The organism is Bacillus sp. V3B, assembly GCF_024494465.1.
GTDB lineage: Bacteria > Bacillota > Bacilli > Bacillales > Cytobacillaceae > Bacillus_BD.
In genome coordinates this window covers 1-26,913 of sequence record NZ_JAETXM010000037.1, presented here as the reverse complement: position 1 = coordinate 26,913, position 26,913 = coordinate 1, and the positions used below count along the sequence as shown (strand labels likewise).

Below are 26,913 nucleotides of genomic sequence, written 5' to 3'. Positions count from 1 at the left end.
ATTTGTTATATAAGTATAAACAGAAAAAAACTCTCAGCTTGTGGGAACTAAAGGCTTCTCTGTTACATCTTATCTATTAACTTGGAGGTTAACTCATATCTCTTATGTAGGTCATCAATTTGTGCTAGGACTTTATCTATCTTTCTAAAAACTGTCATTAACTCTTTAGATTGTTCGATAACTTTATTGTGAATATCTTCCATATAGTTCATGTATTCGGAAAGGTTTTCTTGTTGAAATTCTTGTATTTCTTCAAGCTTTTCCATTACTTCATCTAGGTTAGCATATGTAGTAGACGGTTCATTCTGTTGTTTACCAGTTAGACCACGAACCTTTTTAAATTTCCATATACTAGAATTTATATTAACTTCTTTATTAACTTCTTCCTTACCTTCGAACTCACCTGTTAACCATTTGTACTTTAGCATTATGATGTTATTCTCAAGGTAACGGTCAAGGATTTCAAACTTCCCTGTACCGTTCTCATGTACTGTTCCATTGGCGAACTTCTTAGACGGTTTAAGACCTAATACTGTTTCTTTAGCTACTTTCACATCGTTCTTATCAAAGTTACTCATTGTAAACTCTCCAATCTCTTTACAATTTGTTTCTTTTCTTCTAAAAGCTTTTCTAGCCTATCTTCAAGTTCAGGGTCATTGTTAATTTGTAACATAGTATTTATCATATCTATAGCTTCGTTTATCTGAATAAGTTCCATCTTTAATTCTTTCACGTTCATTAGATTCCCACCTTCCTAGAGTACATACGACATTACTTGTTTGATTTTTTGTTCCTCGGTAAGACTACTAAAATCCTCACCGTCATTACCTACAAATACTACATAATCTAAATCACATCATTAGGTGCTAGGAAGTTAGGTTCTAATTCCATTAACTTACCTTCCTCATTTAAAATTAAAAGAACATCACCAAAACGAACTACTTCTATATACCCTCCAACAATGTGTAAAACCAAATATAAATGAAGTGGTTAAAATTAGATAGATTATTCCTATCCTAGAAATTGAACTTATTCAAATTAATACCTCTTAAGTATTTTGTTTTTAGATTTAGTCAATATGTACAATTTTATTCCATCAGTTCATTCGATTCTTATTGCACTTACCTGCCCAATAGTTGAAGAAAGCGAATTGTAACCGTCAAGTAGAATTGGTTCTTACGCTATTTTGATGAAAAGATTTATGTACTAGTAATTAGTCTGATCATTACTTTTTTAATATAATGATTACAATCTATATAGAACTCTCTTTTCTAATAATTTCAATCCAGAGCGACCATAAGTTATCCTTTTTATTGTCTTTAGTCGATTAACTTGTCCTTCAAGCAAGCCATTACTGTATGGTAATATCAATGCATTTTTTACAGCCTGAAAATCACTTCGAAGTCTAAAAGCATAATAGTAAAAGGGATTTTTCTTACTGGATAGTTGTTTTTTTAGCCATTGTAAAAAAGTTTCTACATCCTTCATTTGAATAGCCTTACGGTATGTTTGGATAGTCTCGTAAAGTGATTTTACAGAAGGGTATAGCTTGAAACAATGGTTTAAAGAGCTTTTTTCTTCTTGATCTAGCTCTTTTTCTTGTTTCCACATCCAGGCTCCTAACTTTTTTCTAGAAATGTGAATCTTATCTTCTCTGGATAGACCATATTTACGTTCTTTACGGATCCTTTCAACCATTATGCGTACAGCTGAATAAGTACCAGTATATCCTTGTTCTCGGATAGAATGATAAATCTTCTTTACTGTGTTACCTTCTTTTTCAAGCTTGATTATTTGGTCTTTATACAAATCGGAAGGTCTATTACGATACCGATGAAATAACGGTGGTTCGACCATTATTATATATTTATAGATGGTGTTTCTAGATAACTTATATTCTCTTGCAAGTCTGGAAATATTTTTACCGTTTTTATGTGCTTGTTGAATCTCTTGAATAAGTTCCCACTTTTCATCCCGGCGGTTCTTAATGATCTGTTCTGCATGGGTTAATGGAATCTCTAAAGATGTTGATGGGGATTTGCTCCAAGTAATGGAGGTTGGTACAAGAGTTGAAAGAAAAGAATCAAGCTGCTTTTTTGCATTTCTGATAAAATGCCAGCGATCATAAACCTGAATAATAGTAGTACTTGCATTTTTGATACCTTGACGGAAACTTGTAAAACCATCTCGGCTCACTACTTCAATAGATGGATGTTTCTTCAGCCAAGCAGTGACTGTTTCAGGTAATCGATCTGGTAAAAGCGCTAAAGGCACTTTAGATTGAAGATCACAAATGAGTGTGCCGTAGGTATGCCCTTTAGAAAATGCAAAGTCATCAAGACCCACGAAAGGGAGATACCTCCAATTCAATATCAGTATGCTGAACTAAAGCTAATAATGTATCGTGGCTAACCGGGATATGTGCTGATCTGGCCACTTTCTCAGCTGAAAGGCAACTAGTTGAAAAAGCTATCTTACGAAGAACTTCTTCCGTCCTTGCAGTACGTCGGCCATTTGATGTAAGCCAATCATATCGCTCTGTAAAGATTTTAACTTGGCAATCTGGTTGATCACAAAACCATCTTTTTGTCAGAATAAGGAGTTCGACCGTTTTACCACCGATTGGAAGATCCTGAACTTTACGTGTATATTGACTGTGTATACGAGAACTCGGCTTAAAGCATGCAGGGCAATATGAAGAAGTTCGTGTACTTTTCACTGTTAGAAGTAAAGAATCATTAAAGGAAGTAACGTGCAATAGTTCTAAATCAGGATCTGGAGAGGGCCAAAAAATGGAGATCATTTTGAATCACTCCTTTTCTTTTATTATACCAATCTAATATAGAATTAGTCTCTCACCAAGTTCGCGTAAGAACCATTCTAGTTTATCGTTTACACGAATGTACTGTTCTGCTATTGCGCCCTTTTGCGGAATAGTGGAAAATGCGAAAACTCTACAAAAATAATACCTTAGTTATTTTGCTAAAGATACCCATTAGCCATCCATGAAGCAGAGCTTCACCACAGAAAATGAAAGATAATTACGTTCTTTCATAGTAGTTCAAGAAAACGCAGCACAAAATAACTCCTCTGACTGCAACCTCAGAGGAGTTAACACAAATGTCATTATTACACATAAAAGCCCTTTAATTCAGTTTCATTCTACTTATCGGAACATTAAAATAAATAACAAAAAAGAAAATGATGGGAATCGAGATGAGTAAAGCTGCTATTGGGTATTTATAATGCAGCCTTAGCATTGGAAAAAGTAACATATTGAATAATACTGACCATCCCATTGTCCAACCATTGTAATGGGAAACTAAATCTAAATATCGCAAATTTATGTATTCTATTAGTGAAAATAAAGTCACCCAGAATAATACCCATATTACAATTTTAATTGTCTCCTTTGGGAATTTTCCGAGATATATTAAAACAGAGGCTGGATAAGCAACAAACATGATTAATAATGAAATGACCGTATGATTTGATAGGATATTTTGACCAACTATACTTTCCTTATACTCCCACATAATATAGTCGTGACAAAGAAAGTTATAAAGCAAATCACCAAACCATAAGAACAAAATCGTGGAATGGTATTCCCCCAGTTCCTCCAGTCACCCCATCTCATTCCTGCAATTAGAAACAAACCATTGAGCAATAAATGCATGGTTATCATCTCCGTATTTTTTCTAATTAATATTATATCCATAAAAGTAAAAAGATATAAACTGAACTGACTGCTGCATAAAAAAAGCGGGCTTTTATGCAATTTCAACTCAAGCACCCGTTAACTGAAAAGAAGAATCAGCTAATACATATAAAGTTTAGAATTAAGGTTCACCTTCCTTGCTTTAACTGTTAACCTTTTTCTGTATTTTAGTAATTTTTAAAACTATCCCTCTAGAGAAAACCCCCAATAAGAAAAAACCGAAAAACGAATAAACATGGTTCCATTTAAGTGGTTTATAAAAATTCAACATTTCTGATAAAGGTTCCAAGACGAAAGCAAAAATAAAAGACAAAATCAGAAGAACTATAGAAAAGGATTTCCAGCTTGAAAAATATTGATAAGCTAACATATAAAGTATTGGGAGTAACGTATAATCTATTGGTACCAATGGAGTACAAAGTCCAAGCAAGGTATCCGGATAAAACCAAAGTGAATAATTCCAACCTATGACATCAAGAATAGTTGAAAAAGAGATGATAATAAATCCATATAAAAAAATTTCTGTAATACGGCTTTTATCAACTATTTTCCACCATAAAAACCACGGAACAATTGTCAAAGCCAATAGAATCGACCATTTTAATGAAAATGCAAAATTATGTATCCAATAATCCACCGTCATTTCATTTGACTTATTGATTTGTTTTTGTATTTCATTATGTGTTGGATTTTCCTGCAAATAACACACCTCCAAAGGTTATAATACGAATAGAGCAAAGACCCCAAAAACTTTATTTAATTATCATACTCCATACTTTCATCTCAGGACTTTCTACCTTAATTTTTATATAAATATTCTATGGCTATTAGGGTAAATCCTTCTTAAATGCATACGTTACTTTAAGTACAAATCTTCACAAACACTTTATCAATATTAACATAAATATCCAATTTCATTTAAGATTATTGCTCAATTAAATGACCCGATCGTATTAGTCGATACAGTATGAAGATGGGGAAATACGAGATAACTGGCAGATATCTATCTACCTCAGAGGTTCACTGTCACCACTATGTACCGAAAGATCTTGGAGGAACGGACCAATTTAACAACCTTCGCATACTTCATAAAGATGTACATCGATTAATACACCTTATAAACAATGAAAGAATTGTATCTCACATAATGGATAGGCTAAGTAATACAATGATGAATAAAGTGAATCAATACCGCATGAAATGCGGACTCGAACAGATCGAAAGATCCCATGTCTAAGAGTAACAAGAAACTTATAATCTAGTACATAAAGTTAGATGGAACGCAGAGTACTGGGAAACCAGCATGCTCTGTGCTGAGCAGGGGAAAAGCTGGAGATAACTTCAAATGATTACCTATTGCTAACAAGAGTGGAAGTAAAAAGCTGTCATTGCGACAGCTTTTTGTTGTTCCACTAAAGGGGATTTTATATACAGTATCAGTGAATAAACAAAGTTAGAAAATAGGCTGTTTTTGTTTCGTGATTAACGATGAATACGGTCAAATACCATACTGTATATAAGGGACAGGTTAGAACAATAAGAGAAGATTACAAAAAAGAGCATCTATACTCAAAACAGATAATTTCTTTAATTTATAGGTATTATTTTATTTAAAAAGTATAGGCGGCCTTGCGTTCTTTAGCGTTCTTTAGTTCCCTTAACATTTCTTTGATAAACTCTATTTGTTCCTCGGTAATAATAAAATCCGTAAGACGATCCTCAAAATGAGTAATACGTCTATCCAACTCCTCTAAAGTAAGGTTAACGGTATTCTTCATAAACCCAACAACTCCTCTTATTATAATTTATATATAATTAATCACTATCATTGCATAAATATAGTAACAATTTTCAGTTTATGGGATTTGGACAGGAACTACCTGACCTTTTCATTATAAAGGACTTTATTGTTGTCCGAACATATAAAAATTGAACATTTTTTGAACATTTGTATTATTTTTAATAATTAGATTTAATTAATTCAGACAAGAGATAAGTAAATGTTCCAATTTAGAAAAGTTAAGTTAATAATAATTTAGACCGTCTGATTTAAGCGGTTCGTTTGGTTCGCTTGATGGGCATGTGATGCTACCCCATTAAGCTCGTCTTTACTTTTAATTATTTTATAGGATTTAATTCCATTAATATTTATCAGCAGACAAAAAAACATCAGATTAGCAGAATTCGATGGTTTTTTCAAAGGCTTCAAGCTCAGAAAGTGACACTAATGCAACTTGTCCTAATCCATCCTGCTTCTTAATTTCACAATTTCCATTGTCATATAGCCATCTAACCGTGTAATTTTCTTCATTAAATATCACGTTTGTACCAACCTTTATCAATTTTATCTCTTCATGTACATCTTTTAGTTACACATATGTTAAAACAACTTTAGCTTTAGGTATGTAACATTTGTCACAAGAAGTTAAAAGAATCAGATTTATAAATTAATTTGATACTTTTTACGCGGGATATGATATCCATGAACATATAAAAGGCCTTATACGGGTAGCCTCACATGCCCATCAAGCCAAGAAAACAGATCGACTCCAAAACGATAAAATGAGCTTTTTGATTATAAGAGAGTAGAAAATGTCGTTATAGATCTATAAACCTTTAGCTTGATGGCGATGTGACTCTACCCCTTAAAGGTTAAAAGGTTTCCATCAAGGCAACCAAAACCAGGTTTGTAAGGAACTATAGTTAACATAATCAGATGTTCTAGGAAGCAAAAATCCTCAAATTCAACCTTAGTTCGAGGATTTCTACCTTTTTTTATATCTTTGTTGCGATAATTAACCCTGTTGACCAATTAATCTTTGCTATAGATAAGTCGTTTCGAGAGTCTAAATAAACAATTAGATCTTTTACTTTTTCATCATGTCCTTCAGGCCAATTGGATTGAGGAAGTAAATCATCAATGATATATAGTCCTCCTATATTCAACAATTCTAACGTATCATCTAAAACAAAGAATTTACCCGGCCATGTATCAGCAAAAATGAAATCAAATTTTTGATCATGAATCGACTTAATAAATGCTTCACCATCACCCGTGACAAACTCAATTCGGTTATCATTATCTAAATGTTTTTTTGCAATCTTATGTAATGTTTCATCTAATTCAACTGTTATCAATGTCGAATCTTTATCCATACCATCTAAAATCCAACTTGTAGACAATCCTGCCCCAGTTCCTAATTCTAGGAATTTACTACTTTTTTTTGATGATGCTAGTGTGCGTAATAACGCAGCTGTTTCGTAATCACAAGACATTGTGAATCCAATTTCTTTTGCATCCTCTTCAATACTTTCTACAACATAGGGTATTTTGAAATCCTTTGTTTGAATCATTACTAATCCCACCCATTCATCTGATATTTTACAAGATTTTACCACAAATCCAATGATATAAATAATCTATTAAATAAAATTGTCTATCCTATACATACTTAGTTAACATAAAGCCAACTATTAGAAGTGAGCAAAAGAGCCCATCCATTGAACCGTAAGAGATTGGCTTGTGTTCGTTCTTTATCGTTTATACAGGTTTTTTTATACATCGTTGATTTATAAACGTTTATATCCTCTTCAGAAGCCTTGCATCTGCATAAAAAAGGGGAGGTTGTGAAATTCTTTTTCAAGCACGCCCATCAAGTCTTGTGTATGATCAATGTTTCATAGGAACTTTATTCAAATGTTGATTTAAAATAAAGTTTGATAATTTATAAAAAAGATTGATAATTTGCAAAAAAATCCGATTAAAACCCTGTATTTGAAACATTTATCTTATAATTTAAATATTATTGTTGATTTTGAATTGAAGGTGAGATTGATGATAAAAGCTAATGTTCTTATACTTGGAAGTATAATTTTGGCTACCATATTAGGAATATTTGGTCAGGGAATTTCTTATTTTATGAATGAAAATATTGCGAAAATATACCCTGTATACTATTTAACTGGCTTAACAATGATAAGTGTTTTCTTGTATTTAGTTACAGCTGTATTAACTTATATATCTATTAAAAAGAAAAAAATTGAAAAAGATAAATTTGGTGTATATCCCCTTGCAATTTGTGCCATAGGCCTACCGACTTCTCTTTGGTCATTATTTGTTTTAGCTATGTGGTGGGGTTAATGAAGAATCAGCAGAATGGAAAATGATCAAACTTTTTTAGAGTATTCGGATTATCGTGTGGAAAAATCGTTTTTGTTGAGTGGGGATTTATTAGCGTAATTCGGATAATGGTGTGGAAATACATCTTAGTTGTAAGAAGTTAAAAAACATTAATATGTAAACATATCTTTACACATTAATGTTTTTATTTTAAACTCAATGTAAAGATATCTTTACTATTTTGAGAGATGGGTATGATAGGCTTGATCGCCTGACGAAACAACTGCTTCAGCCTTTCAAGACAAATCATGCCCACAGAGGCTCCAAGTCAAGTCCTTAACCACTTATCTTGGCACACATGTACACAAAGATAAAAGGTGCATTCTATCAGGCTTTTGTCGATAATACTGTAGATAAGGACCAGATTGTTGAAGATCATTGCTTAACCTTATTCAAGATCAGTACCTATTTAATATTTTACAATTGTTGTAACACCATATTCAGTTAAGTAATTTCTATGACTCAATTCTTCTACCCATTTTTTAGGGTTTAACTGATAGGTTCCATATATATTCTGATACGTTAAACTTCCAACATTTATTACAATGGGTTCGGGCTTTTCTATTAATCTTCTCTGATAATATTCAAAGGCATGTTGATTTGGAATATTTGAACTACCCACCACTTAATTTCTGACGAAATTTGAAGTGGGGGATTCCTGCGAACTCCGTTCTATCGAACAGATATTGAGCAGGCTAACCCCGTCGCACCGACGGTTAGCAGTACAAAGGACTAATTTAGTCTCCTGCCGGTCATGCAAACTTGTACGTTGACTCGCCACACGTCCTACTTTAGCTAAGGATTAGGAACTTCGGTACGTGTGGGACGAAAGAACGTTGAAGATTTTACCTAGCAGACGTTTTTCCTGCTAGAACCTCCTATCTTCAGTTTTCAAAGAACAACTTGTACAGGTATATTATACCATGCAAACACATGTTTCGCTACACAAAAAGACGATTCATCTCCCACTTATTTTTGGGCGTTGCCCTTCACAAAATTGAAGTGAGAGTCTTCTCGCCTAAAATGGTAAAAGCTCCAAAACATCTCCTACTTCCATATATTTTTCAAGATACAATAAAAATAATTGATTGCCCGCACCAGCGATTTCATAAATGTATGGCAAGGTAAAAAGCTCTTCGACAAATTCTCCCCATCCATACGTGTTCACTTCACTCACCCATAAACTCATCCAATCTTCCATTCGTTCAAATACAGTACGATTATTATACTGTTGAATTTCATCAGGTATTATAAAAGGTTTGGATGACGCTAAAAATGTAATTCCAGTCATTTCTCTACTCCCTTCTTAATTTCACCTCGCGTTAGAATAAGAGAAATAAGAGACTGTTCTAATTGAAGATTTGCGCCCTTTTACGGAATAACATATCGGCTTCTATTAGCTGGTTTTGTTTAAGATGCACTGTTATATTTTCTAGTTTTTGAAAAGTTGAATATTCCAATCACCAAACACATCATACTCACAGCCCATATAACTCCGGAAATCCCCATCTGAAGTGAAATTTCTTCGGATGCCATTGGATGCATATAATCAAATGTAATAGCCCTTAAAGAAAAATATATTGCAATTGAGAAGAATAGTAGATGTAATAATGTCCAGATGTATGCAGAATGATTATTGTTACTTTTGAACCAAAGTAACAAGATAGTTAAAAATGCAATTCCCATTATAATAGAGAAACCACCAATTAACAGACTAAATACCTCTTGTTCTAGTGGCATAAAAAATCTCCTTTAATTTTATGTTGATAAGATAATTGTAACATTCAATCCAAGTGGTAAATACTATTAAAACATTTTGCCATTAACTAATTAAAGACCAAGAAAAATGGACTGATTAAACAGTCCATAGTTTTTCAACTTTCGCGCCCTTTTCTTGAAGACTCGATATCAAGATAATATGAAAGGCATAGCATATTGATATTCTGTTTTACTCCCGGTTAAGGAATAAGATTATCATATTCCCGAATATGTTTATTTAACATAAACAGAGATTATCGGCATTGAAAAAGGAACTTCAATTGTAAGGTTCTTTTTCATATTGCTAACTCACCTATATCTACTTATAGTTTTAGGTATAAATATAGGGATGTATTGGAATAATAAATATCATCTGATAATGTTGAGGCAATTATACTTGAAAAAGGAAAAATTAACTCCAGTAAATTTCTTATATTAGTAATCGTATTTATTATAAGAGCTTCGATACTTACTGCACCTGTTCCACTTACAATATTAGCAAAGCAAGATGCTTAGATTGCTTCTGTCTTAACCACTCTCATCAGTTTATTTTTTATATTCGTACTTAACCATTACTGTTCCTCTGGTGTACTTAGAAAGGGAAGAGAATAAATGATAGAAAAAGGCAGAATCTCGGCATTGCAGATGGCAATCATGATGTACATAACAATAGTGGCAACTTCTATTCTTTTTATACCATCTATTACAGCCAAGTATGCGGAGAGGGATTTATGGATATCGCCAATTTGGGCTTCTTTTAGTGGTTTTTTTATCGTGTATATCACTTGGCAGTTGCATAAGCTTTATCCAAAAGATAGCCTCATCGAATACAGTGAACATATCCTTGGTCGGATTATAGGAAAGGTCATCGGGTTTATATACTTATTTTTTATTCTTCATGATACTGGCATTGCCATCAGGGAATACGGGGAATTTGTGGTAAGTAGTTTTTTACAGCGAACGCCGACCTTCGTAGTCATGGGAAGCATTACGTTGGTTTGCGCCTTTGCTGTAAAAGGCGGCATAGAAGTGATCGGAAGATGTGCTCAGATCATAATACCGGTTGTCATTTTTATGTGGCTATTGCTCTTTTTACTACTTGTTTCAGAATTGGAACCAAAGAATGTCTTTCCTATCATGGAATATGGATTAAAGCCCTCTATTATGGGTTCAATTGTACCAAGTGCTTGGTTGAGTCAATACTCTCTCATTTCTTTTCTGTTCCCCTTATTGACCGACCAAGAAAAAGAAATGAAATGGGGAATGATCTCGGTGGTTGTCGTGATGTTTACTATGGTGATTACCAATATTGGATCTCTTTTTTTATTCGGTCAAAATATAATTAATTTCAATTTTCTTATTTACGAGGCGGCAAGATACATTAGTATTGGTGGTTTTTTTGAAAACCTAGAAGCAATGGTAATAGTAATTTGGGTGGCAGGTGGATTTGTCCAGATCTCCTTATTTTATTATATGCTTGTTCTTGGTACTGCACAATGGTTGAAACTATCTAATTACCGACCTGTTGTATTTCCAATTGGTTTTCTTGCTGTACTGTTCAGTTTTTGGAGCCTGCCTAACTTTATAGAATTGGTACATTTTATTGAGACAATAGCCCCTTTTTATTTTTTAGTCGTGCAACTGGTCATCCCTATACTTCTATTTACCATCGCTTTCGCGCAAAAGAAGATCATGAAATTAAACATGTTTTCATCAAAATAGAGTTGCAAAATTCATTTTGTATTGTTTAGAAGGGATACAGAAAAAATTCGAGTAATAACTCGCTACACCTGAAAATTTCCCCAAATAGATTTAACGACAGGATAGCTGCGAGTACACAAAATGGTGATTTTCTAAACGCCAAAATTTAAAAGATTCAGACTATTACACTTTTAAATTATGATAGCATTCGAAATACAGTAAATATTAATACAGAGAGGAAAAGAGAAAATATGAATATATTAAGGTTGAAACTCTTCCAAAGTATCGCATCGCATATGTGCGACGAGTTGGTCTATACGGTCTTGCCAATATTCAAACTATGGTTGTCAGATTGAAACTCGGCCATTTTTTGAAAGAACATTAGGGAGCTGGTTTGCAATAATTATTGTGAAATCTGTGTGCCCATACAATCATATATTTTATGATTGTATGTATATATAGAAACATTGATAATAAGAAAAGACTAACTGCTTCGTTAGCCTTTTAATTTATGGATATAATCGTTTAAATTAATGTCATGAGTGAGCCCCCAATTGCCCCAGTCACCACAATAATCCAAGGAGGTAGTTTCCAATATACTAACATACTAAATAAAATAGCAGCAAAAGCAAAATCAATTGGGGCTAATATAGAACTGGTCCAAATAGGTTGATAAAATGCTGAAATTAAAATCCCAACAACTGCTGCATTCACTCCCATTAATGCTCCTTTTATTTTTGGGTTACGACGTAAAGAATCCCAAAAAGGTAATGTACCTAAGATAAGTAGGAAAGCAGGCAAGAAAATAGTCATGGTTGCGATTATTCCACCTTGCCAACCACCCATAACTGCACCTAGATATGCAGCAAATGTAAATAGAGGACCCGGTACAGCTTGTGTAGCGCCGTAACCAGCTAAGAATGCTTCTTCGCTTAACCATCCAGTCGGTACAAATTCACGTTCAAGTAAAGGTAAAACAACATGACCACCACCAAAAACTAAAGAACCTGAACGATAAAAGCTATCAAACATTGCAATCCAACTTAAAGAGGTTACTTCTCTCAATATAGGCAAAAGGATAAGCAAACCAAAAAACAAGGATAAGCATATAACGGCAAAACCACGAGATATAGGAAATTGTATTCTTGAATCATCACTTTCAGTATGTTGTTTATAAAGAATAAATCCAATAATTGCTGAAATGACTATGACACCGACCTGAGTGAATACTGTTTGCTATAAAAGCGTAACGACCAATGCAAACAAGGCGAGTGCTTTTCGCTTTAAATCAGGAGTTAGTTTTTGTGCCATTCCTAAAATGGCATGTGCAACAACGGCTACGGCTACTATTTTTAATCCGTGAATCCAACCTGCGTCACCAATATTGAGTCCCTGCAAGATTAAGGCAAATATAATAAGAGCAATCACAGAAGGCAGGGTAAAACCAAGAAATGATACAATTCCGCCTAGTACTCCTGCTCGCATCACACCGATTCCAATTCCTACTTGACTACTTGCCGGGCCTGGTAGGAACTGGCATAAAGCAACTAAATCTGCATAACTTTTTTCATCCATCCATTTTCTTCTTTGAATGTACTCGTTATGAAAGTATCCTAGATGAGCAACGGGTCCCCCAAATGAGGTTAACCCGAGCCTAGTCGAAACAAGGAGGATCTCTAAAAGAGACTTAAAATCACTTTTCTTATGCTTCTGTTTCACTTGTTTTCACCTTCTATTCTTTTTAGTTTTTGATTTCTTTAAATAGTTCATATGCTTTTCTTCTTGCCTCATCAAGCACCGTATTGCCTTTTTTGTGGTGGTATAATATTTTCTTATTTTCCCCCGTCTACATTTCTATTTTCTCTTACTAAAAGTCCATCCTCCTCCATGTGGTGTAGGATAGAGTAAAGGGTACCAGACTTGATATTATAACCATGCTCTTTGAGTTCTTCGAGCATCTATGCACCAAAAATAGGGTGTTCCTTAGCATAGTGTAAAATGTGTATCTGAATAAATCCAAGAAACAATTTACGCAATACTTTATCTTCCAAACTATCACCTCTACATAATATTTACATTTGTGTTGTGATAAAATACCACGCGTGTTGATTAACCAAAATTATACAGTTCCCAACTGACTCATTTCCCGATGAAATGTTACTATTTCTTTCACGCCAATCCGCCATTCAAGTGGAAGGGCATCACAAATAAGTAGGCGACTAAAACCTGCGAATGATAAGGGTTTAGCGTTACTTTTCTTACTTCCTTGAACGTGAAGAAACTTGAGTAAAACAAAGGCAATGAGTGCTACGAATAGTTGATTGAACACCGCATTTTTCGTTGTTCCAAATAACACGGGCACATTTAGGTTTTGCTTGATCCAGCGAAAAAACGATTCAATGGCCCAGCGTGATTTATACATGCCGGCAATTTCTTCCGCTGTGATATCCATTAAACTCGTCACGACGCGCATTTCTCTGCCTTCATGATCTGTAAATTGCACGACACGATGACGTTTCTTTGTTTGTTTTTGCGTAGTTCCCAGTGTGCAGGTAAAATCAGCGATCACATTCGAATCCATGGTACGACAGCCTTTGAGCGACTTTTTACGGTTCAATTGGATGTTGTCTTTTAAGCGCAAGACAAAATGTTGTTTTTCTTGTAAATAGCGATCGGCTTTCTCGATAGAAAAATAGGCACGATCACAAACAAGAATGAAGCGTGCATCTTCCAAACTTTCGCCGACTGGACCATCATGTTTCAAGCCGGTTGTTTCCACGACTTGAAGGGGCATCGCGGTTTCATTCGTGAAGCTCACGTGCAATTTAATACCTGAACGTTCGCCATGATAAATAGCCCACGGTAAGCGTGTTTTCCCAACGGTAATGGTTGTGGAATCAACTGAAAGAAGCGTTTTGGGCATCTTCAATGTTCGACGTGCAGCACGATTTAACTTGCCGACAACGACTTCAAAAAGGTTCTTTCCAAAGTTGGTTGAAATTTCAATAATTTGTCCATACTGTTCCTATTATTTAAGTGAGGGATGGTGCTGTAAAGTGGATGATGTGGTGAAACTGTTAGATGAAAACCTTAGATATATCTCACATGAAATTGTAGAAGGTACACTATTTATTCGGGTTGCCTCGGACAAGTTGTTATTAACATGCCCTTCCTGCAATACAGCTTCGGCTAAAGTTCATTCTCGCTATGAAAGAACGTTTCATGATTTGCCCATTCAAGGGAAGAAGGTTGTGTATGTGATCAATAACCGCAAAATGTTCTGTCATAATGCGCGATGCCATCGCAAAACATTTGCTGAACAATTCTTATTTCTGTCCTATAAAGCGAAAAAATCTGCTCGTCTGGAACAAGAAATCATGAAAGTCGCTCAAAATGTCAGTTCTCTTACAGCTGAAAAGATATTGAACCGTGGCATTGCGAAGGTTGGAAAAAGTACCATTTGCAATCTGCTAAAAAAAAACAATCGAAATTGATAAAGTCCATGTGAAAAGAGTCTGCATCGATGATTTTGCTTTAAAAAAGAGACATACGTACGGCACGATTATGGTTGATTTAGATACACATCGAGTGGTTGACTTAATTCATTCTAGAGACGGTGAAGAGGTGACAAGTTGGCTAAAAACTTTTCCGAATCTGGAGGTCGTCTCTAGAGATGGTTCTATTACGTATGCCCATTCTATTGCAGAGGCTCATCCGAAGGCTATTCAAATAAGCGATCGCTTTCACTTACTTCAAAATCTGACAAAGTATTGCACACAATTCTTCAAGTCCGTCGTAAAAGCGAATGTCAAAATCCCAGTGACAGTCTTAAAGGAAGCACCTCCTATGAACGTGAATCATCTAAACATACCGTTCACAGAAAAAATCAAAATGGCGAATGGATTAATCGATAACGGCTATACATTTCACCAAATAGCGAAAGCTTTACAAATGGATATCAGGACAGTGAAAAAGGTTTTATCTATGAGCTTAAACGATCAAGAAGAATATCTAATGAGCACAATGAAAATATCTCGCGAACACAAAATGTTGCAGAAAGAAAAACAGATACGTGAAGTACGGCAGCTGTATAAACAAGGGAACTCCAAGCGGAGTATCGCACGTCAACTCGGGTTAGATCGCAGAACCACCTCTAACTATTTGAATCCAGAAACAACAGGAATGCACGCAAACTTAGGACAAAAGAGAACAAGCATGCTAGATCCCTATGCAGAAGAGATAAAAAGGTGCGTAACCAATCGGTATACATCTGTTCAGATTGATGCCCTACTTCGAAAGAAGGGATACAAAGGTTCTGCCTCTACTGTTCGCCATTATATTTCCAAACTGAAAAAATCCTTATTTAAAGACCCTCAATTGTTACATGGTACGGAGTTTGAATTCGTGAAACGAAAAGAGATCATCGCCCTTTTGTTCCATTCGAAGAAAACAAAGAACCAATTATCTGAAAAACAAATAAAGGAAATTTACAAGTTGTATCCGAAAATCGAATCTGTCATAGACTTGGTAAATAACTTTCGGGACATCCTGAGACAAAAAAGAAGCGATGCACTACAGAGTTGGATTGAACGAGCGACTGCACTAGATATTCAACCACTCAAAAGTTTTATCAATGGAATAGAAAGAGACTTGACGGCTGTGAAGAATGCCATCGCTTATGAGTATAACAATGGTCTAGCTGAAGGAAAAATTAATAAATTAAAGTTGGTGAAGCGCACCATGTATGGTCGTTGTCTATTCGATTTGTTGAGAAACAAAATTTTATTGCTTGAATATGAGAAAAAGGTTCTTTTCAACTAACTTTGGAAAGAACCTTCAAAAATACGCTTTACAATGCCATAATTCAGTGTTTTTAGATGTTTTGAAAGTGATGAATGACCAACCGAAACAAGTCCCGTGCTAGGACCAACATCGGCTGCGTGACGTAAACTTTTCCATTCGTTTGTTGCAGCGCCAATTAAATACGAAATGAGCGTTGAAACGGTACATTTGCGTGCCGAATCAACATAGTTGAATTCAGCTCAAATCGCTTGAAGTTCAGCTTCGGAAAGAAAGTTTTGAATGAGTGTAAACATCGTGTTATGCTTGTTCAAGAGAGATTCCTCATTTCGTAAAATGTTGTTGTGGTGACTACTATTTTACATGAGAATCTCTCTTTTTTATGCAATTTTATTGGTAGAAATTAGATAATCAACACGCATGATAAAATACTTTATTGTATTCCGCAATCGGGCGAACATCTAAAATAAAATTGCACTTTTTTATATAGGGCCGGTTAACGGAATCACGACTTTCTTTAAAGAAATTTAAATAATTTTGATAAACTGTACTGAAACTAAAAAATAGATTTGTATAATAAAAAATACTTGCAAATGCTGGTGCTTCCTCATTTACTGAAATTTCTTCTATCATCAGAAATCGAACAAAAAAGGAAGTAAGGATAGTCTGGTAACTTGCTGAAAATAACTTTATAATAAGCACACATATTTACATAAGGAGAGATCTCTCTTGCCCAACATACTCAAAAGGATTCACTTAACTCCTTCACAAATCATAGTTTCTTTTTATTTAATTGCAGTACTTGTATCTATAGGTTTACTTAGTTTACCAATTGCGTTAAAGCCTGGCGTTAACTGGGACTTTCTCGATGTTTTATTTACTGCTGTAAGTGCAGTCAGTGTCACAGGTCTCTCAGTTGTACCGATAGTCGATATATTTAGTACAACAGGGATTTTTATTTTGCTCTTTATCCTTCAGTTTGGTGGAATTGGTATCATGACACTGGGGACTTTTCTTTGGTTATTACTAAGAAAGAAAATTGGCCTGAAGGAAAGACAGTTAATTATGACGGATCAGAATCAATCGCATTTGTCCGGATTAGTTAGTCTCATGAAACAAATTCTAGCCATTATCGTCTTGATCGAGTTGGTTGGTGCTCTTATATTAGGTACCTATTTTCTGAATTATTTTCCGACTTGGCAAGAAGCTTATTTACAAGGGTTATTTGCCTCGGTAAGTGCGACAACCAATGCAGGATTTGATATTACCGGTAATTCACTTATTCCATTTGCTTATGATTATTTTGTTCAATTCATTAATATTATTTTATTAACATTAGGGGCCATAGGGTTTCCTGTTCTAGTCGAATTTAAGGACTTTATGCTAAATAGAAAAAAGAAGTTTTATTCTCATTTTTCTTTATATACAAAGTTAACAACAACTACTTTTTTTCTATTAATGATTGGTGGAACGATTATTATTTGGTTATTGGAAGCTAATCATTTTTTTGCGGATAAAAGCTGGCATGAATCCTTTTTCTATTCCTTTTTTCAATCATCTACAACGAGAAACGGTGGACTAGCCACAATGGATGTGAGTGAATTTTCGGAACCTACTCTATGGGTTCTTTGCTTCTTGATGTTTATTGGGGCTTCTCCAAGTTCTGTCGGAGGTGGTGTAAGGACCACCACTTTTGCTGTCACGGTCCTATTGCTGTATACATTTGCAAAGGGGCATAAGAGCGTTAGGGTTTTCAGGCGTGAAATACATGAAGACGATATTCGAAAATCGGTGGTTGTCAGTTTTCTTGCATTACTCATTTGTTTTATTGCAACGATTATTCTTTCTGCCACTGAACATTTTACGACGATGGAGATTCTCTTTGAGGTAAGCTCTGCGTTCGGTACGACTGGTTTATCGATGGGAATAACTGCGGAACTAAGTTCGATCGGCAAAATTGTGATTATTTTACTAATGTTCATTGGTAGAATCGGTATTCTATCTTTTATTGTCTTATTGAATCGAGGCATCGAGGAACCACACTACCATTATCCAAAAGAACGAATTATTATTGGATAGTGTCTGTTTAATGGTTTTAGGACTAGGCCAGATTTTAGTTATTCCATCTTTAATTATTTATAGTATGTGACCAAAATGTGACCAAATTTCTATCCATAACTGTATAGAGCGAGTCCTACTGTTACCGACAATCTGGAGACCTTTTAATGGGTTTGCAGATTTTTTCTTGTCATTTAATTCTTGTTATTAATTAATAAGTTCCTCACCAAAATAGACTTGGATTTGGTCTTTTCAAGGAGAAAACAAATGAGCCCTAACCTGTCAAAGTAGAAAAATGAATCGGATTATGACAGTTTGAGTTTGAAGAAGTTGAAATCTCCTTCTGCGATTTTCCCGAGTTCAAAAAGGTTCAAAAATGCAGTGAGGCACGCTTCCGGAATTCCGGCCGCTTCCTCTTATCTTGGTATTTGCTCCAGAATCTTTTATGTTGCCATTATCCATCCGTCGTATCAATTGTCGATTTTTTCAATTGTAGGAAGCGAACAAAATTCAAGATGATCGTTTTTAATACGGCATAAGTAGGGATGGCCAGAATCATTCCAAGAATACCGGCTAAGTTTCCGGCAACAAGGAGAAGAAGAATGATGGTCGCCGGATGTGTATCCAATCTTTTCCCTAAAATAAGCGGTGAAAGGACATTACCTTCTAATTGTTGAGCAATAGTTATAACTATAATAACTAATAAAGCTTTGGTCGGTGAATCAAATAAAGCAATAATAACTGCAGGTGTACCACCTAAAAAGGGTCCAACATATGGAATAATATTTGTGACAGCGACAATAAGGGCCATTACTAATGCGTAAGGCAGGTCAATAATTAAATAACCGATAAAGGAGAGTGTCCCAACAAACAAAGCGACCGTTATCTGACCGTTAATATATGCAGCAAGAGTCTCGCCAGTTTCTTTTACTGTTTTTAACCCCTCTTTTCGGTATGAAAATGGGATAAACTTGGAAATCAGATTAGGAAATTTTTCTCCATCTTTAAACATATAGAATAACAAAAAAGGAACGGTCACAATCGTAATCGCGATATTGGCTATGACACCGACAATACCTGAGATACTGTTTGTAATTCTAGTAGGAAGAGTCGCAGCATAATCATTGAGTTCTTCTACGATATCGCTAATAGAAAAGTATTCTTGCGTCATAATCCATTTGAATTGGTCTGATTTTGATAGTTGATCCAAAAAAAGAATGGTTTTTTCATAATATGTAGGTACATCGTTTGCAAATTCCGTTATCTGCTTTGACAACATTGGAATTAGGTTACCGATGACGAGCCCAATAATACCAATAATAACGACATAAATCACGAGGATGGCAAGGATTCGGGGTAATTTAAGTCGTTGTAGATAGCCAACAAATGGATTTAGTAGAAAAAATAAAAAACCAGATATAATAATTGGGAAAAACAAAGTTGAGAAAAATATACCAATAGGTTCAAATAAAAATGAGATTTTGGTTGATACATAGATAATTCCAGCAATGATCAAAATTTGTAATGCCCAATATCGAAAATTTTTCTTTGTCTTTGTCAAAAGCTTCACCTGTTTCTTATATAGATAGAAATATTGTAGCATAGTTGTATAAATATAATCTTTTAATAAAAAAAGGAGTGGACAATTTTGTCACTTCTTTTTCTATATTCATATAAGATTAATTTTAAAATTCTTCCAGTAAGGTTTTCTTTTGGGGGTTCTGGTGCAAAAACTTCAACACAATTGCAATTAATCTCTAAATCTTGGACATACTGATATTATTACTCTAAAAAAGGTGCGTGAGCAGTATCGAAAAGCAAAATGAGTGGTATAGAAGCGATGCATATGATTAAAAAGAAGCTGGTTCATCAAGGGATGAAGTCTGCCCAAAATGAAGTGGAATTCATACATAGACTGTTCAGGATAACCACCTAAGGGGTTGTCTGAAAGTGGACCTACAACTTTTTTCTATTTGTCTTAGTATTTGCACCAGAAGCATTTAAACTCTGGAGTATATCGATTTCTTTTTGTCATAAACCTACTTTAACATCTCCTTATTTCGTGTCTAGATTTATGGGTCCATTATAGCCTATGAGAACCTGAAGTAACTTATAAGACACATAGGAAAAGCACCGCAGGTAGGGGGGGCCCGACGTCAAAACGAAGGTTTTATACATTAATCTTCGTACTAATTATTAAGTTTTGTCTTTAAACTATGTTAGACTAAAAAAACATACAACAAGCCCTAAAAAATGAAAAGAGGTAAGCTATGTTTAAAAAAATAATGAAACTAATTAAGCATCTTTCCCAAGGCAGTAGCGAGCGAAGACATGGCCATTATCACCGAGGTAGCAGCAGTGAACGAAGAAATAGTTATTATCACCGAGGTAGTAGTAGCAGCAACCGACGGTATAAACGATCTCCAATGAGTGGAAGTAACTACTACAAACGGAAGGGCCGGAGCAGTAGCTAATCCTCCTCCCTGCGGTTAATGTACTTTTTCTTTCGCTTTAAGTGCAGCATGAAGATCGGCTGAAATTTCACTAGTATTTGAGTAAGGTTCTTTAATTCGTAATAGTCTCTTCAATAAATAAACGGTTTCCTTTTCTAAAGAAAGTTCTTCCGTCCAAGGAAGGGCTTTTTTGTTTTTGGAAGAGTACGTCGTATAAAGCAAATATAAAAGTATTTCTCCTAAGTCATAATAGTCCTGTTGTTTCAACTCTAGGATTTCTTCTTGTTTGTTAGGTGAAGAACGAAAAGGTGAGTGACAGGGGTCAACTGAAACTTTATGCTTGGACAAACCAAAATCGATTAAAAAAAGTTCCTTGTTTTTTAGTAACATGTTTGGAATACGTAAATCTTGATGGTAAATGTCTTTTTTGTGAAGATAATCTACTAATTCGAGCAGATGAGTAAGAACTAGTAAAGACTCTTTCTCGTTAAAAGTATTTTTCCTTAAAAAAATCTGGTCTTCTAGATTATCGCCTTCAATGAAACTCATTACATAAAATAAGGATCCGTTATTTGAAAAGGCTTCGAATAACATCGGTATCTTTTTCTGGTCTAGCATACGCAAAACAGAGATTTCATTTTCAAACATCTCCACCTCTTTTTTGTTACGGCGCTTACTTGGACGAAGCTGTTTGACCACTCTATTCTCGTTTGTATTTAAATCTTTGCACAGATAAACAATCCCATAGCTTCCAGTTCCTATAACACTTAAAACCTCGTAGCAATCGTTCAAAACTACTCCTTTTTTAACGGGTTTGTCTACAAAAAATTGATAAAATTTTCGAATTGCACGCAAAATTGAAATTTTCCTCTCCTCCCCTCTTCTGAGATTTTAGTTGAGTTTGATAAATTTTAAAAAGAGGTTAGACATGATAAACCTTTCATATCAATGGTTTATTCATTTTGATAACGATCCTCGCAGCATCAAATTCTACAACTGTTAGTTGCCTTGAAGGCACCCAAAACGCCTTAAGTCGTTCTTGAGAAGTAGAAAATTCCTTTGTTCTTCCTGGAGAATGGAATGGTTTATCTAGGGAAGGTTATTCGATGCCTTATAATTGTTAAGACATCACTACATTCAATACTTTAAATACACTGTTTATTGAGTTAAGATATCAAGTATTCAAAGTATCCTTTCACTAAATCTTTCTTCTTAGAATACTTTAAATACTCCCGATTTCCATAGTGAAGATAATCGGGATTTCTCGACTATACCCCTACTAGTATTAATTTCGATATTCAGTTAATGCTTCTATAACTTCGGATTGTCTTTGTTTTGCCCGATCATAATTTGAGTTTAAAGCATAAGCGCTAGGTGATTGCGGTAAGCCCGCCAAGAGAGTTGCTTCATCGTAACTTAGTTCGGCAGGGGTTTTACCAAAATAACTTTCACTAGCTTCTTTAATGCCATAATTACCATCTCCATAATAAATGATATTGACATAGAGTTCTAAAATATCGCCTTTGTTATATATTCTTTCAAGATCAAAGGCTACAAATAGTTCTGCAACTTTTCGGATAAAGGTTTGGTTATTGCTAAAATAAAGATTTTTGGCAACTTGTTGTGTTAATGTGCTACCGCCTTGTGTGATTTCTTTCGCTTTTAAGTTGACGAAAGTTGCCCTGACGAGCGAAATAAAATCGAAGGCACCGTGCTCATAAAAGCGATGATCCTCGATGGCGACAACGGCATCCGTGAAATTAGGAGTGATTTCCTCTAGAGGCACGAAATTTTCATCTTCTCTAATAGATACAACTTTTTCTCTAATGGGAATCTCTGTAATGGCTTCTTTATATTTAAAATAGCCAAGTAATCCAATAATTACACCTACAAGGATGGCGATGATTAATCCTAATTTTATTAGTTTTTTTATCAATCTGAACATGGACTTACCTCTTATATTTTGACATATAGTTTTAGTATATCAAAATGAACGGAAAGTCATTAAAGGTTGTGTATTGACTTCTACAATCATTGATCGCTTTCAAGAGAAATTTAACGGCCTTTTCCCATTGAATACCGAGAAAAGTCTCTTAATAAACTCTTTTTTTCATTGTTTATTTGAAAACTAGATGTTCATATATAAAATATAGATGAGATTGTGAAGAGTTGTACTTAAATGTAGTGTAGTGCTTTATTAAGTAAATAAGTAATTTTGAAATTATTTTCAAATATTGTTGAACCCTCTATTGGAAGTAAGTAAAGGCAATTTGTCACTTTACTTGGAGCCTCTGCGGGCAAGATCATGAGCCATGGAGCCAGGGGTATTAAGGATTCTGGCTCAGCCAAAACAGGCTATCATGCCCGCCTCTCCAAATAAAGTACACGTCTCTACAAGAGATGCACAATTTGTCTGTAACTCATATACTTATACACGAAAAGCTTTACTCTGGCTATTTTTCTTTGGTAAGCACTACAGAAACAAACAGGTGCAATTGTTCAGGAAGGGCACTTGCTTTTTTGTTTTAACGGTGTAGGTTAATTTATGAAGGTGTAATAAGGTGAAGAGTTTTAAACAGTTAATCAACAACTTGGAAAAGGTATTTATAAAGGTATATTTTTATACTTCTGACCTTTTTTTTCATTAAAATCATAACTTAATTTCAAGTTGTCCAACTGTGTGTTTTTTCAACATCTACTATGAGAAGTCCAATCTAAACTTGGGCTTTTGTTTTTGGATGAAATTATAACAAAGTGGAATACAGAGAAGTAACTGTCATAATATTTTAAGTCATATTTTCTAGGATTACCTGTGGCTTAATGGGGCATTCTATTGTTAGCGAAACTTTTACATGATTTTTAGTTTTAGAAAGGAGAGAAGTGGATGGAGTCACTATGGCTAGAGTATGCTTGGGCATTGTTAATTCTAATCGGATTAGAAGGATTGTTATCGGCTGACAATGCCCTTGTACTAGCAGTTATAGCCAAGCATTTACCCGAAAATCAGAAAAAAAGAGCTATAAATTACGGGATCATTATGGCCTTCGCTTTCCGATTTGTTGCACTTTTTGCAATCTCATTTATTGCAAATGTCTGGCAGATACAGGCAATAGGAGCAGCTTATCTGCTTTACCTAGGATTAAAGCATGTCATACAGGCACGGTTCGGAAAACAAAATAAGAATATTCATAAGGACGATGAAAAGAAATCCGCAGGTAAAGGTTTCTGGCCCACAGTAGGCAAGATTGCATTAGCTGACCTCGCTTTTGCAATTGATTCGATTCTAGCTGCGGTTGCTCTTGCCCTGGGCCTTCCAGATTCACCGCTAGACAATTTCGGCGGTATGGATGGAGGACAGTTCATTGTTGTTCTTCTTGGAGGTATTGCTGGCCTTGTCTTGATTAAGTATGCAGCAACCTGGTTTGTGCAACTTCTTGGAAAACGTCCAGCATTGGAAACAACAGCATATGCAATTGTTGCCTGGGTCGGTGTCAAACTTGCTGTAATTACCCTTGCCCATGAGGATATTGGTGTCTTAGATCATGATTTTCCGCACAGTACAGCTTGGACTCTGATCTTCTATGGAGTATTAGTCGGTATTGCTCTAATTGGTTGGTTTGCACCGAGAAAAAAGTCATTTCAGATAAATCCTAAAAGCCCATAAAGAAAGAAAAGAGGAAGGTGAGTGTAATTAATTGCATATATCATATTCAGGCTCCATTAGACACTTGTACTTTTCGCTACCTTATGGAAAGCACAAATGGTAGATTAATCGGTTCTGATGCAAACCCCGAATTTTGTCAAAATATAACTAGAAATACAAGGTTAATACCGAACATTTCTGGTTTTTATATCACTAAAATTCGTTATTATTTTTTTATTCCGAATAAAAACCGCTCATAAAGTAAGTAATATTCATAATGGTTTGTCTGTCTGATTCTTTTTGCACCAGAACCAGTTTTTCAGCCATGCGGTCTATCTGTCAGCATACCTTTTCCATCGGAATGGCTTCAGCCTTCGTTCAACCGAATCCACCTGTGTTTCGTAGTCCATCATGACGCACGCAGGAGTATTGATGGGATAGTTTCAGGAAACCTGGTTCCGTCATTCCTATCCTCCGTTGTAAAGTTGAAGTTAATCTAGTAAACTTCCTGTGTTTCACGCTACAAAGCGCTTATAACAGAACTTGTCGCGCGCGCCCGATTGTTGAATACAACAGCAATTAAACATTTTATATGTCATACATAAAAAGATCAAATACAACAAAAGTAACTTGACCTATTAAATACAAAGTAATAACGATATTCAAAATAATCGGAATCAGCTTTTTTAATTCGATTTTAAATTCATTTAAAAGAAAACAATGGTTAAAAAACAAAATGAAACAATGGAAAGCCAATACTATACACAATTTTTGAATCTAAACCACTATCTCCAGGTGGACCATCAGCAGCAGTAAAACGTACACCTCCGACCCAAAGTATTAGAATCCACTCAAACACATAAGTACAAGCTATTGTTACTACAAAATAAATAAGCTAATCTTCTTTTCATTTTTCCCCACCTAATAACATCATTTAATTGTTTTTTATAAAATCGAAGCAATTCCTTATCAATTACTTAATGTAAAATTATCCAATTTCTGTTTCCTTCACTATCCTGCCCCTATAGTACAACCTTTCACAAGCACCCTACTAGCATTACCATAAGTATTCAATTTTTCTTGAGATCCTTCCACAATCGAACGCCCTTCTTAGAGAATGGCGTTCGATTGTGGAAAAAACAAATTTCACAACTAGTTCTTATTTAGCTGTTTGAACCATTGATTGATAAATATCCTCTAGTGACCAAACTTTACCTTTTTCATCCTTATAAACGACATGCTCACGTTTAAAATGCACCGGAGAATCCAAACCTGCCGCAGCAACTAGTCTAAATAAACCTTTACGCAAAGTAATTACATAATTTGCCGTACGATATTTCTTTTCAGCAATTACAAGTCCTGTTTGTAAATCCGGGTCTGTTGTTGCCACACTGACTGGACAAGTATTGGATTCGCATTTTTGTGCTTGGATACAGCCTACCGTAATCATAAATCCTCGTGCTATATTAACAAGGTCGGCCCCCATTGCCAGTGCAATAGCTATTCGATCTGGTGAAAACAGTTTACCTGAGGCAATTATTTTCACCTGGTCACGGACGCCATATTTTCTTAAAGCATTATCTATTAAGGGTAAAGCAGATCTAATTGGCAAACCAACACTGTCAGCCAATTCTTGATAGGAAGCACCTGTGCCGCCTTCACCACCGTCTACTGTGATAAAGTCAGGTCCTTTCCCAGTTTTCTTTACTTGTTTAGCCAATTCATCAGTTTCATGACTACTTCCAATAACAACTTTCATTCCTACAGGTTTACCCGTTTGTTCTCGTATACGTTCGATAAAGTCAAACAAAGAAGAAAAGTCACTAAATTCCCTAAAACGGTTCGGGCTATCGATAGACTTAAACGGTTCTACCATTCGTATTTTTGCAATTTCCTCAGTCACCTTTTCACCATCAATATGTCCACCACGTGTTTTAGCACCTTGAGCCAATTTGATTTCAAACGCCCTTACTTCTGGTATTTGGCTTTTTTCCTTTAATGCTTCCCAACTAAAATTACCCTCTATGTCTCTAACCCCAAATAAGCCGGGGCCTATTTACATAATAATATCAACTCCACCCTTTAAGTGGTAATCGGAAATCCCTCCTTCCCCTGTATTCATCCATGTTCCTTTGGCAATTCCCAACCCTTCTGAGAGTGCTGTAATAGCACGTTCACCTAGGGAGCCATAACTCATTGCAGACATGCCAATCTGACCTTTTACAATAAAAGGGCTCTTGGTCTGCCTTCCAATCACTATTGCATCGCCATCTTCCAGCAAATATACAGGTGATTCATCCTTCTCTAAAAGAACCTTTTTTTGTGTAAATAAAGGTTCTTTTATCAATAGATATCGATCTGTGGTTACTTTCGTTTTCCGATCCATTTTTAACTCTTCCGTTAGCTTTGGAAACATCGAGTTCCTAATGTAGTATCCTGCTTCATCAAAATCTCGCTGCGATCCAAAACCGATGACATCACGTTTATATTTTGCTTTTTTTACTAAACGGAGCAGTCGTTGCACCCTATTTAAAAGAAATTCATATGAAGCTCATTTTTATCATTTTAGGCGAGAAGACTCCTTCCTCAAGGAATGAGAAGG

At 35.2% G+C, this 26,913-nt stretch carries 23 protein-coding genes and 4 pseudogenes; 8 read left to right on the top strand and 19 right to left on the bottom strand.

The window, feature by feature from the left end; all coding sequences use genetic code 11:
- Nucleotides 1-62: 62 nt before the first annotated feature.
- From JMM81_RS21320 to JMM81_RS21300, 7 genes are all read right to left on the bottom strand, one after another.
- Nucleotides 63-578, bottom strand: coding sequence for a hypothetical protein (locus tag JMM81_RS21320; RefSeq protein WP_256243563.1), 516 nt, complete (start codon nt 576-578; stop codon nt 63-65).
- Complete coding sequence (locus JMM81_RS21315; protein ID WP_256243562.1) at nt 575-739, bottom strand: hypothetical protein; 165 nt, start codon at nt 737-739, stop codon at nt 575-577. Before JMM81_RS21315 ends, JMM81_RS21320 begins: the two co-directional genes overlap by 4 nt.
- 107 nt (nt 740-846) lie before the next feature.
- Nucleotides 847-975, bottom strand: coding sequence for a DUF3846 domain-containing protein (locus tag JMM81_RS23315; RefSeq protein ID WP_483862179.1), 129 nt, complete (start codon nt 973-975; stop codon nt 847-849).
- Nucleotides 976-1,245: 270 nt separating this feature from the next.
- Nucleotides 1,246-2,346 carry an ISL3 family transposase gene (locus JMM81_RS21310; protein WP_256243561.1) on the bottom strand — a complete coding sequence of 367 codons (1,101 nt, stop codon included), beginning with the start codon at nt 2,344-2,346 and terminating at the stop codon, nt 1,246-1,248.
- Nucleotides 2,336-2,803: a transposase family protein gene (locus JMM81_RS21305; RefSeq protein WP_256243560.1), complete on the bottom strand. Its 468-nt coding sequence runs from the start codon at nt 2,801-2,803 to the stop codon at nt 2,336-2,338. The genes JMM81_RS21310 and JMM81_RS21305 overlap by 11 nt, the downstream gene beginning before the upstream one ends.
- 343 nt (nt 2,804-3,146) lie before the next feature.
- A complete protein-coding gene (locus JMM81_RS22865; protein ID WP_305367876.1) occupies nt 3,147-3,569 on the bottom strand; it encodes a CBO0543 family protein in 423 nt (140 codons plus the stop codon).
- Nucleotides 3,570-3,860: 291 nt separating this feature from the next.
- Nucleotides 3,861-4,418: a CBO0543 family protein gene (locus tag JMM81_RS21300; RefSeq protein ID WP_256243559.1), complete on the bottom strand. Its 558-nt coding sequence runs from the start codon at nt 4,416-4,418 to the stop codon at nt 3,861-3,863.
- Between the two features lie 267 nt (nt 4,419-4,685).
- On the opposite strand from JMM81_RS21300, the gene JMM81_RS21295 reads away from it, so the two are divergent.
- Complete coding sequence (locus JMM81_RS21295) at nt 4,686-4,955, top strand: HNH endonuclease (RefSeq protein ID WP_309143514.1); 270 nt, start codon at nt 4,686-4,688, stop codon at nt 4,953-4,955.
- 373 nt (nt 4,956-5,328) lie between these two features.
- Here the strand turns inward: JMM81_RS21295 and JMM81_RS21290 are convergent, their stop codons facing one another.
- The 3 genes from JMM81_RS21290 to JMM81_RS21280 form a co-directional block, all read right to left on the bottom strand.
- On the bottom strand, nt 5,329-5,496 hold the full coding sequence (locus tag JMM81_RS21290) for a hypothetical protein (protein WP_256243558.1): 168 nt from the start codon (nt 5,494-5,496) through the stop codon (nt 5,329-5,331).
- A gap of 396 nt (nt 5,497-5,892) precedes the next feature.
- Nucleotides 5,893-6,060: a hypothetical protein gene (locus JMM81_RS21285; protein ID WP_256243557.1), complete on the bottom strand. Its 168-nt coding sequence runs from the start codon at nt 6,058-6,060 to the stop codon at nt 5,893-5,895.
- A gap of 433 nt (nt 6,061-6,493) precedes the next feature.
- On the bottom strand, nt 6,494-7,072 hold the full coding sequence (locus tag JMM81_RS21280) for an O-methyltransferase (RefSeq protein ID WP_256243556.1): 579 nt from the start codon (nt 7,070-7,072) through the stop codon (nt 6,494-6,496).
- Nucleotides 7,073-7,553: 481 nt separating this feature from the next.
- On the opposite strand from JMM81_RS21280, the gene JMM81_RS21275 reads away from it, so the two are divergent.
- A complete protein-coding gene (locus JMM81_RS21275; protein ID WP_256243555.1) occupies nt 7,554-7,859 on the top strand; it encodes a hypothetical protein in 306 nt (101 codons plus the stop codon).
- Between the two features lie 1,057 nt (nt 7,860-8,916).
- Here JMM81_RS21275 and JMM81_RS21270 read toward each other — a convergent pair.
- Together JMM81_RS21270 and JMM81_RS21265 are read right to left on the bottom strand one after the other, a co-directional pair.
- Nucleotides 8,917-9,189: a hypothetical protein gene (locus JMM81_RS21270; RefSeq protein WP_256243554.1), complete on the bottom strand. Its 273-nt coding sequence runs from the start codon at nt 9,187-9,189 to the stop codon at nt 8,917-8,919.
- Nucleotides 9,190-9,308: 119 nt separating this feature from the next.
- Complete coding sequence (locus JMM81_RS21265; RefSeq protein ID WP_256243553.1) at nt 9,309-9,638, bottom strand: hypothetical protein; 330 nt, start codon at nt 9,636-9,638, stop codon at nt 9,309-9,311.
- 630 nt (nt 9,639-10,268) lie between these two features.
- Here JMM81_RS21265 and JMM81_RS21260 point away from each other — a divergent pair.
- On the top strand, nt 10,269-11,378 hold the full coding sequence (locus JMM81_RS21260; RefSeq protein ID WP_256243552.1) for a GerAB/ArcD/ProY family transporter: 1,110 nt from the start codon (nt 10,269-10,271) through the stop codon (nt 11,376-11,378).
- Between the two features lie 504 nt (nt 11,379-11,882).
- Here the strand turns inward: JMM81_RS21260 and JMM81_RS21255 are convergent.
- From JMM81_RS21255 to JMM81_RS21245, 3 genes and pseudogenes are all read right to left on the bottom strand, one after another.
- Nucleotides 11,883-13,076, bottom strand: a pseudogene (locus JMM81_RS21255) (chromate transporter).
- A 22-nt stretch (nt 13,077-13,098) separates the two neighbouring features.
- A pseudogene (locus JMM81_RS21250) lies at nt 13,099-13,408 on the bottom strand (PadR family transcriptional regulator).
- A gap of 68 nt (nt 13,409-13,476) precedes the next feature.
- A complete protein-coding gene (locus JMM81_RS21245) occupies nt 13,477-14,358 on the bottom strand; it encodes an IS4 family transposase (protein WP_256243564.1) in 882 nt (293 codons plus the stop codon).
- A gap of 55 nt (nt 14,359-14,413) precedes the next feature.
- On the opposite strand from JMM81_RS21245, the gene JMM81_RS21240 reads away from it, so the two are divergent.
- The 3 genes from JMM81_RS21240 to JMM81_RS21230 all read left to right on the top strand — a co-directional run bounded on the left by JMM81_RS21240 (nt 14,414) and on the right by JMM81_RS21230 (nt 18,236).
- On the top strand, nt 14,414-14,851 hold the full coding sequence (locus JMM81_RS21240) for a transposase family protein (RefSeq protein ID WP_256243551.1): 438 nt from the start codon (nt 14,414-14,416) through the stop codon (nt 14,849-14,851).
- Nucleotides 14,852-14,861: 10 nt separating this feature from the next.
- Nucleotides 14,862-16,178: an ISL3 family transposase gene (locus JMM81_RS21235; RefSeq protein WP_256243550.1), complete on the top strand. Its 1,317-nt coding sequence runs from the start codon at nt 14,862-14,864 to the stop codon at nt 16,176-16,178.
- A gap of 708 nt (nt 16,179-16,886) precedes the next feature.
- Nucleotides 16,887-18,236 (top strand): TrkH family potassium uptake protein, encoded by a 1,350-nt coding sequence (locus JMM81_RS21230; RefSeq protein ID WP_256243549.1) that lies wholly within the window; start codon nt 16,887-16,889, stop codon nt 18,234-18,236.
- 433 nt (nt 18,237-18,669) lie between these two features.
- Here JMM81_RS21230 and JMM81_RS21225 read toward each other — a convergent pair whose 3' ends face one another.
- Nucleotides 18,670-19,776 carry an AI-2E family transporter gene (locus JMM81_RS21225; RefSeq protein WP_256243548.1) on the bottom strand — a complete coding sequence of 369 codons (1,107 nt, stop codon included), beginning with the start codon at nt 19,774-19,776 and terminating at the stop codon, nt 18,670-18,672.
- Nucleotides 19,777-20,037: 261 nt separating this feature from the next.
- Between JMM81_RS21225 and JMM81_RS21220 the strand changes: the two are divergent.
- Nucleotides 20,038-20,151, top strand: a pseudogene (locus JMM81_RS21220) (IS6 family transposase); the annotation flags it as partial.
- 553 nt (nt 20,152-20,704) lie between these two features.
- Here JMM81_RS21220 and JMM81_RS21215 read toward each other — a convergent pair.
- Entirely contained in the window at nt 20,705-21,460 is a 756-nt protein-coding gene (locus tag JMM81_RS21215) for a protein kinase domain-containing protein (protein ID WP_256243547.1), read from the bottom strand.
- Nucleotides 21,461-21,953: 493 nt separating this feature from the next.
- Complete coding sequence (locus JMM81_RS21210) at nt 21,954-22,613, bottom strand: transglycosylase domain-containing protein (RefSeq protein WP_256243546.1); 660 nt, start codon at nt 22,611-22,613, stop codon at nt 21,954-21,956.
- 939 nt (nt 22,614-23,552) lie between these two features.
- Here JMM81_RS21210 and JMM81_RS21205 point away from each other — a divergent pair.
- Nucleotides 23,553-24,332, top strand: a complete 780-nt coding sequence (locus JMM81_RS21205; protein WP_256243545.1) for a TerC family protein — start codon at nt 23,553-23,555, stop codon at nt 24,330-24,332.
- Nucleotides 24,333-25,470: 1,138 nt separating this feature from the next.
- Here the strand turns inward: JMM81_RS21205 and JMM81_RS21200 are convergent.
- Nucleotides 25,471-26,817 (bottom strand): annotated as a pseudogene (locus JMM81_RS21200) (glutamate synthase-related protein); the annotation flags it as partial.
- Between the last annotated feature and the right edge of the window lie 96 nt (nt 26,818-26,913).

What these genes read in the sequence shown, in the direction of transcription:
- JMM81_RS21320 (WP_256243563.1), bottom strand. Translation starts at nt 578, where the DNA reads ATGAGTAACTTTGATAAGAACGATGTGAAAGTAGCTAAAGAAACAGTA.
- JMM81_RS21315 (WP_256243562.1), bottom strand. Translation starts at nt 739, where the DNA reads ATGAACGTGAAAGAATTAAAGATGGAACTTATTCAGATAAACGAAGCT.
- JMM81_RS21305 (WP_256243560.1), bottom strand. Translation starts at nt 2,803, where the DNA reads ATGATCTCCATTTTTTGGCCCTCTCCAGATCCTGATTTAGAACTATTG.
- JMM81_RS21295 (WP_309143514.1), top strand. Translation starts at nt 4,686, where the DNA reads ATGAAGATGGGGAAATACGAGATAACTGGCAGATATCTATCTACCTCA.
- JMM81_RS21290 (WP_256243558.1), bottom strand. Translation starts at nt 5,496, where the DNA reads ATGAAGAATACCGTTAACCTTACTTTAGAGGAGTTGGATAGACGTATT.
- JMM81_RS21280 (WP_256243556.1), bottom strand. Translation starts at nt 7,072, where the DNA reads ATGATTCAAACAAAGGATTTCAAAATACCCTATGTTGTAGAAAGTATT.
- JMM81_RS21275 (WP_256243555.1), top strand. Translation starts at nt 7,554, where the DNA reads ATGATAAAAGCTAATGTTCTTATACTTGGAAGTATAATTTTGGCTACC.
- JMM81_RS21270 (WP_256243554.1), bottom strand. Translation starts at nt 9,189, where the DNA reads ATGACTGGAATTACATTTTTAGCGTCATCCAAACCTTTTATAATACCT.
- JMM81_RS21265 (WP_256243553.1), bottom strand. Translation starts at nt 9,638, where the DNA reads ATGCCACTAGAACAAGAGGTATTTAGTCTGTTAATTGGTGGTTTCTCT.
- JMM81_RS21260 (WP_256243552.1), top strand. Translation starts at nt 10,269, where the DNA reads ATGATAGAAAAAGGCAGAATCTCGGCATTGCAGATGGCAATCATGATG.
- JMM81_RS21210 (WP_256243546.1), bottom strand. Translation starts at nt 22,613, where the DNA reads ATGTTCAGATTGATAAAAAAACTAATAAAATTAGGATTAATCATCGCC.
- JMM81_RS21205 (WP_256243545.1), top strand. Translation starts at nt 23,553, where the DNA reads ATGGAGTCACTATGGCTAGAGTATGCTTGGGCATTGTTAATTCTAATC.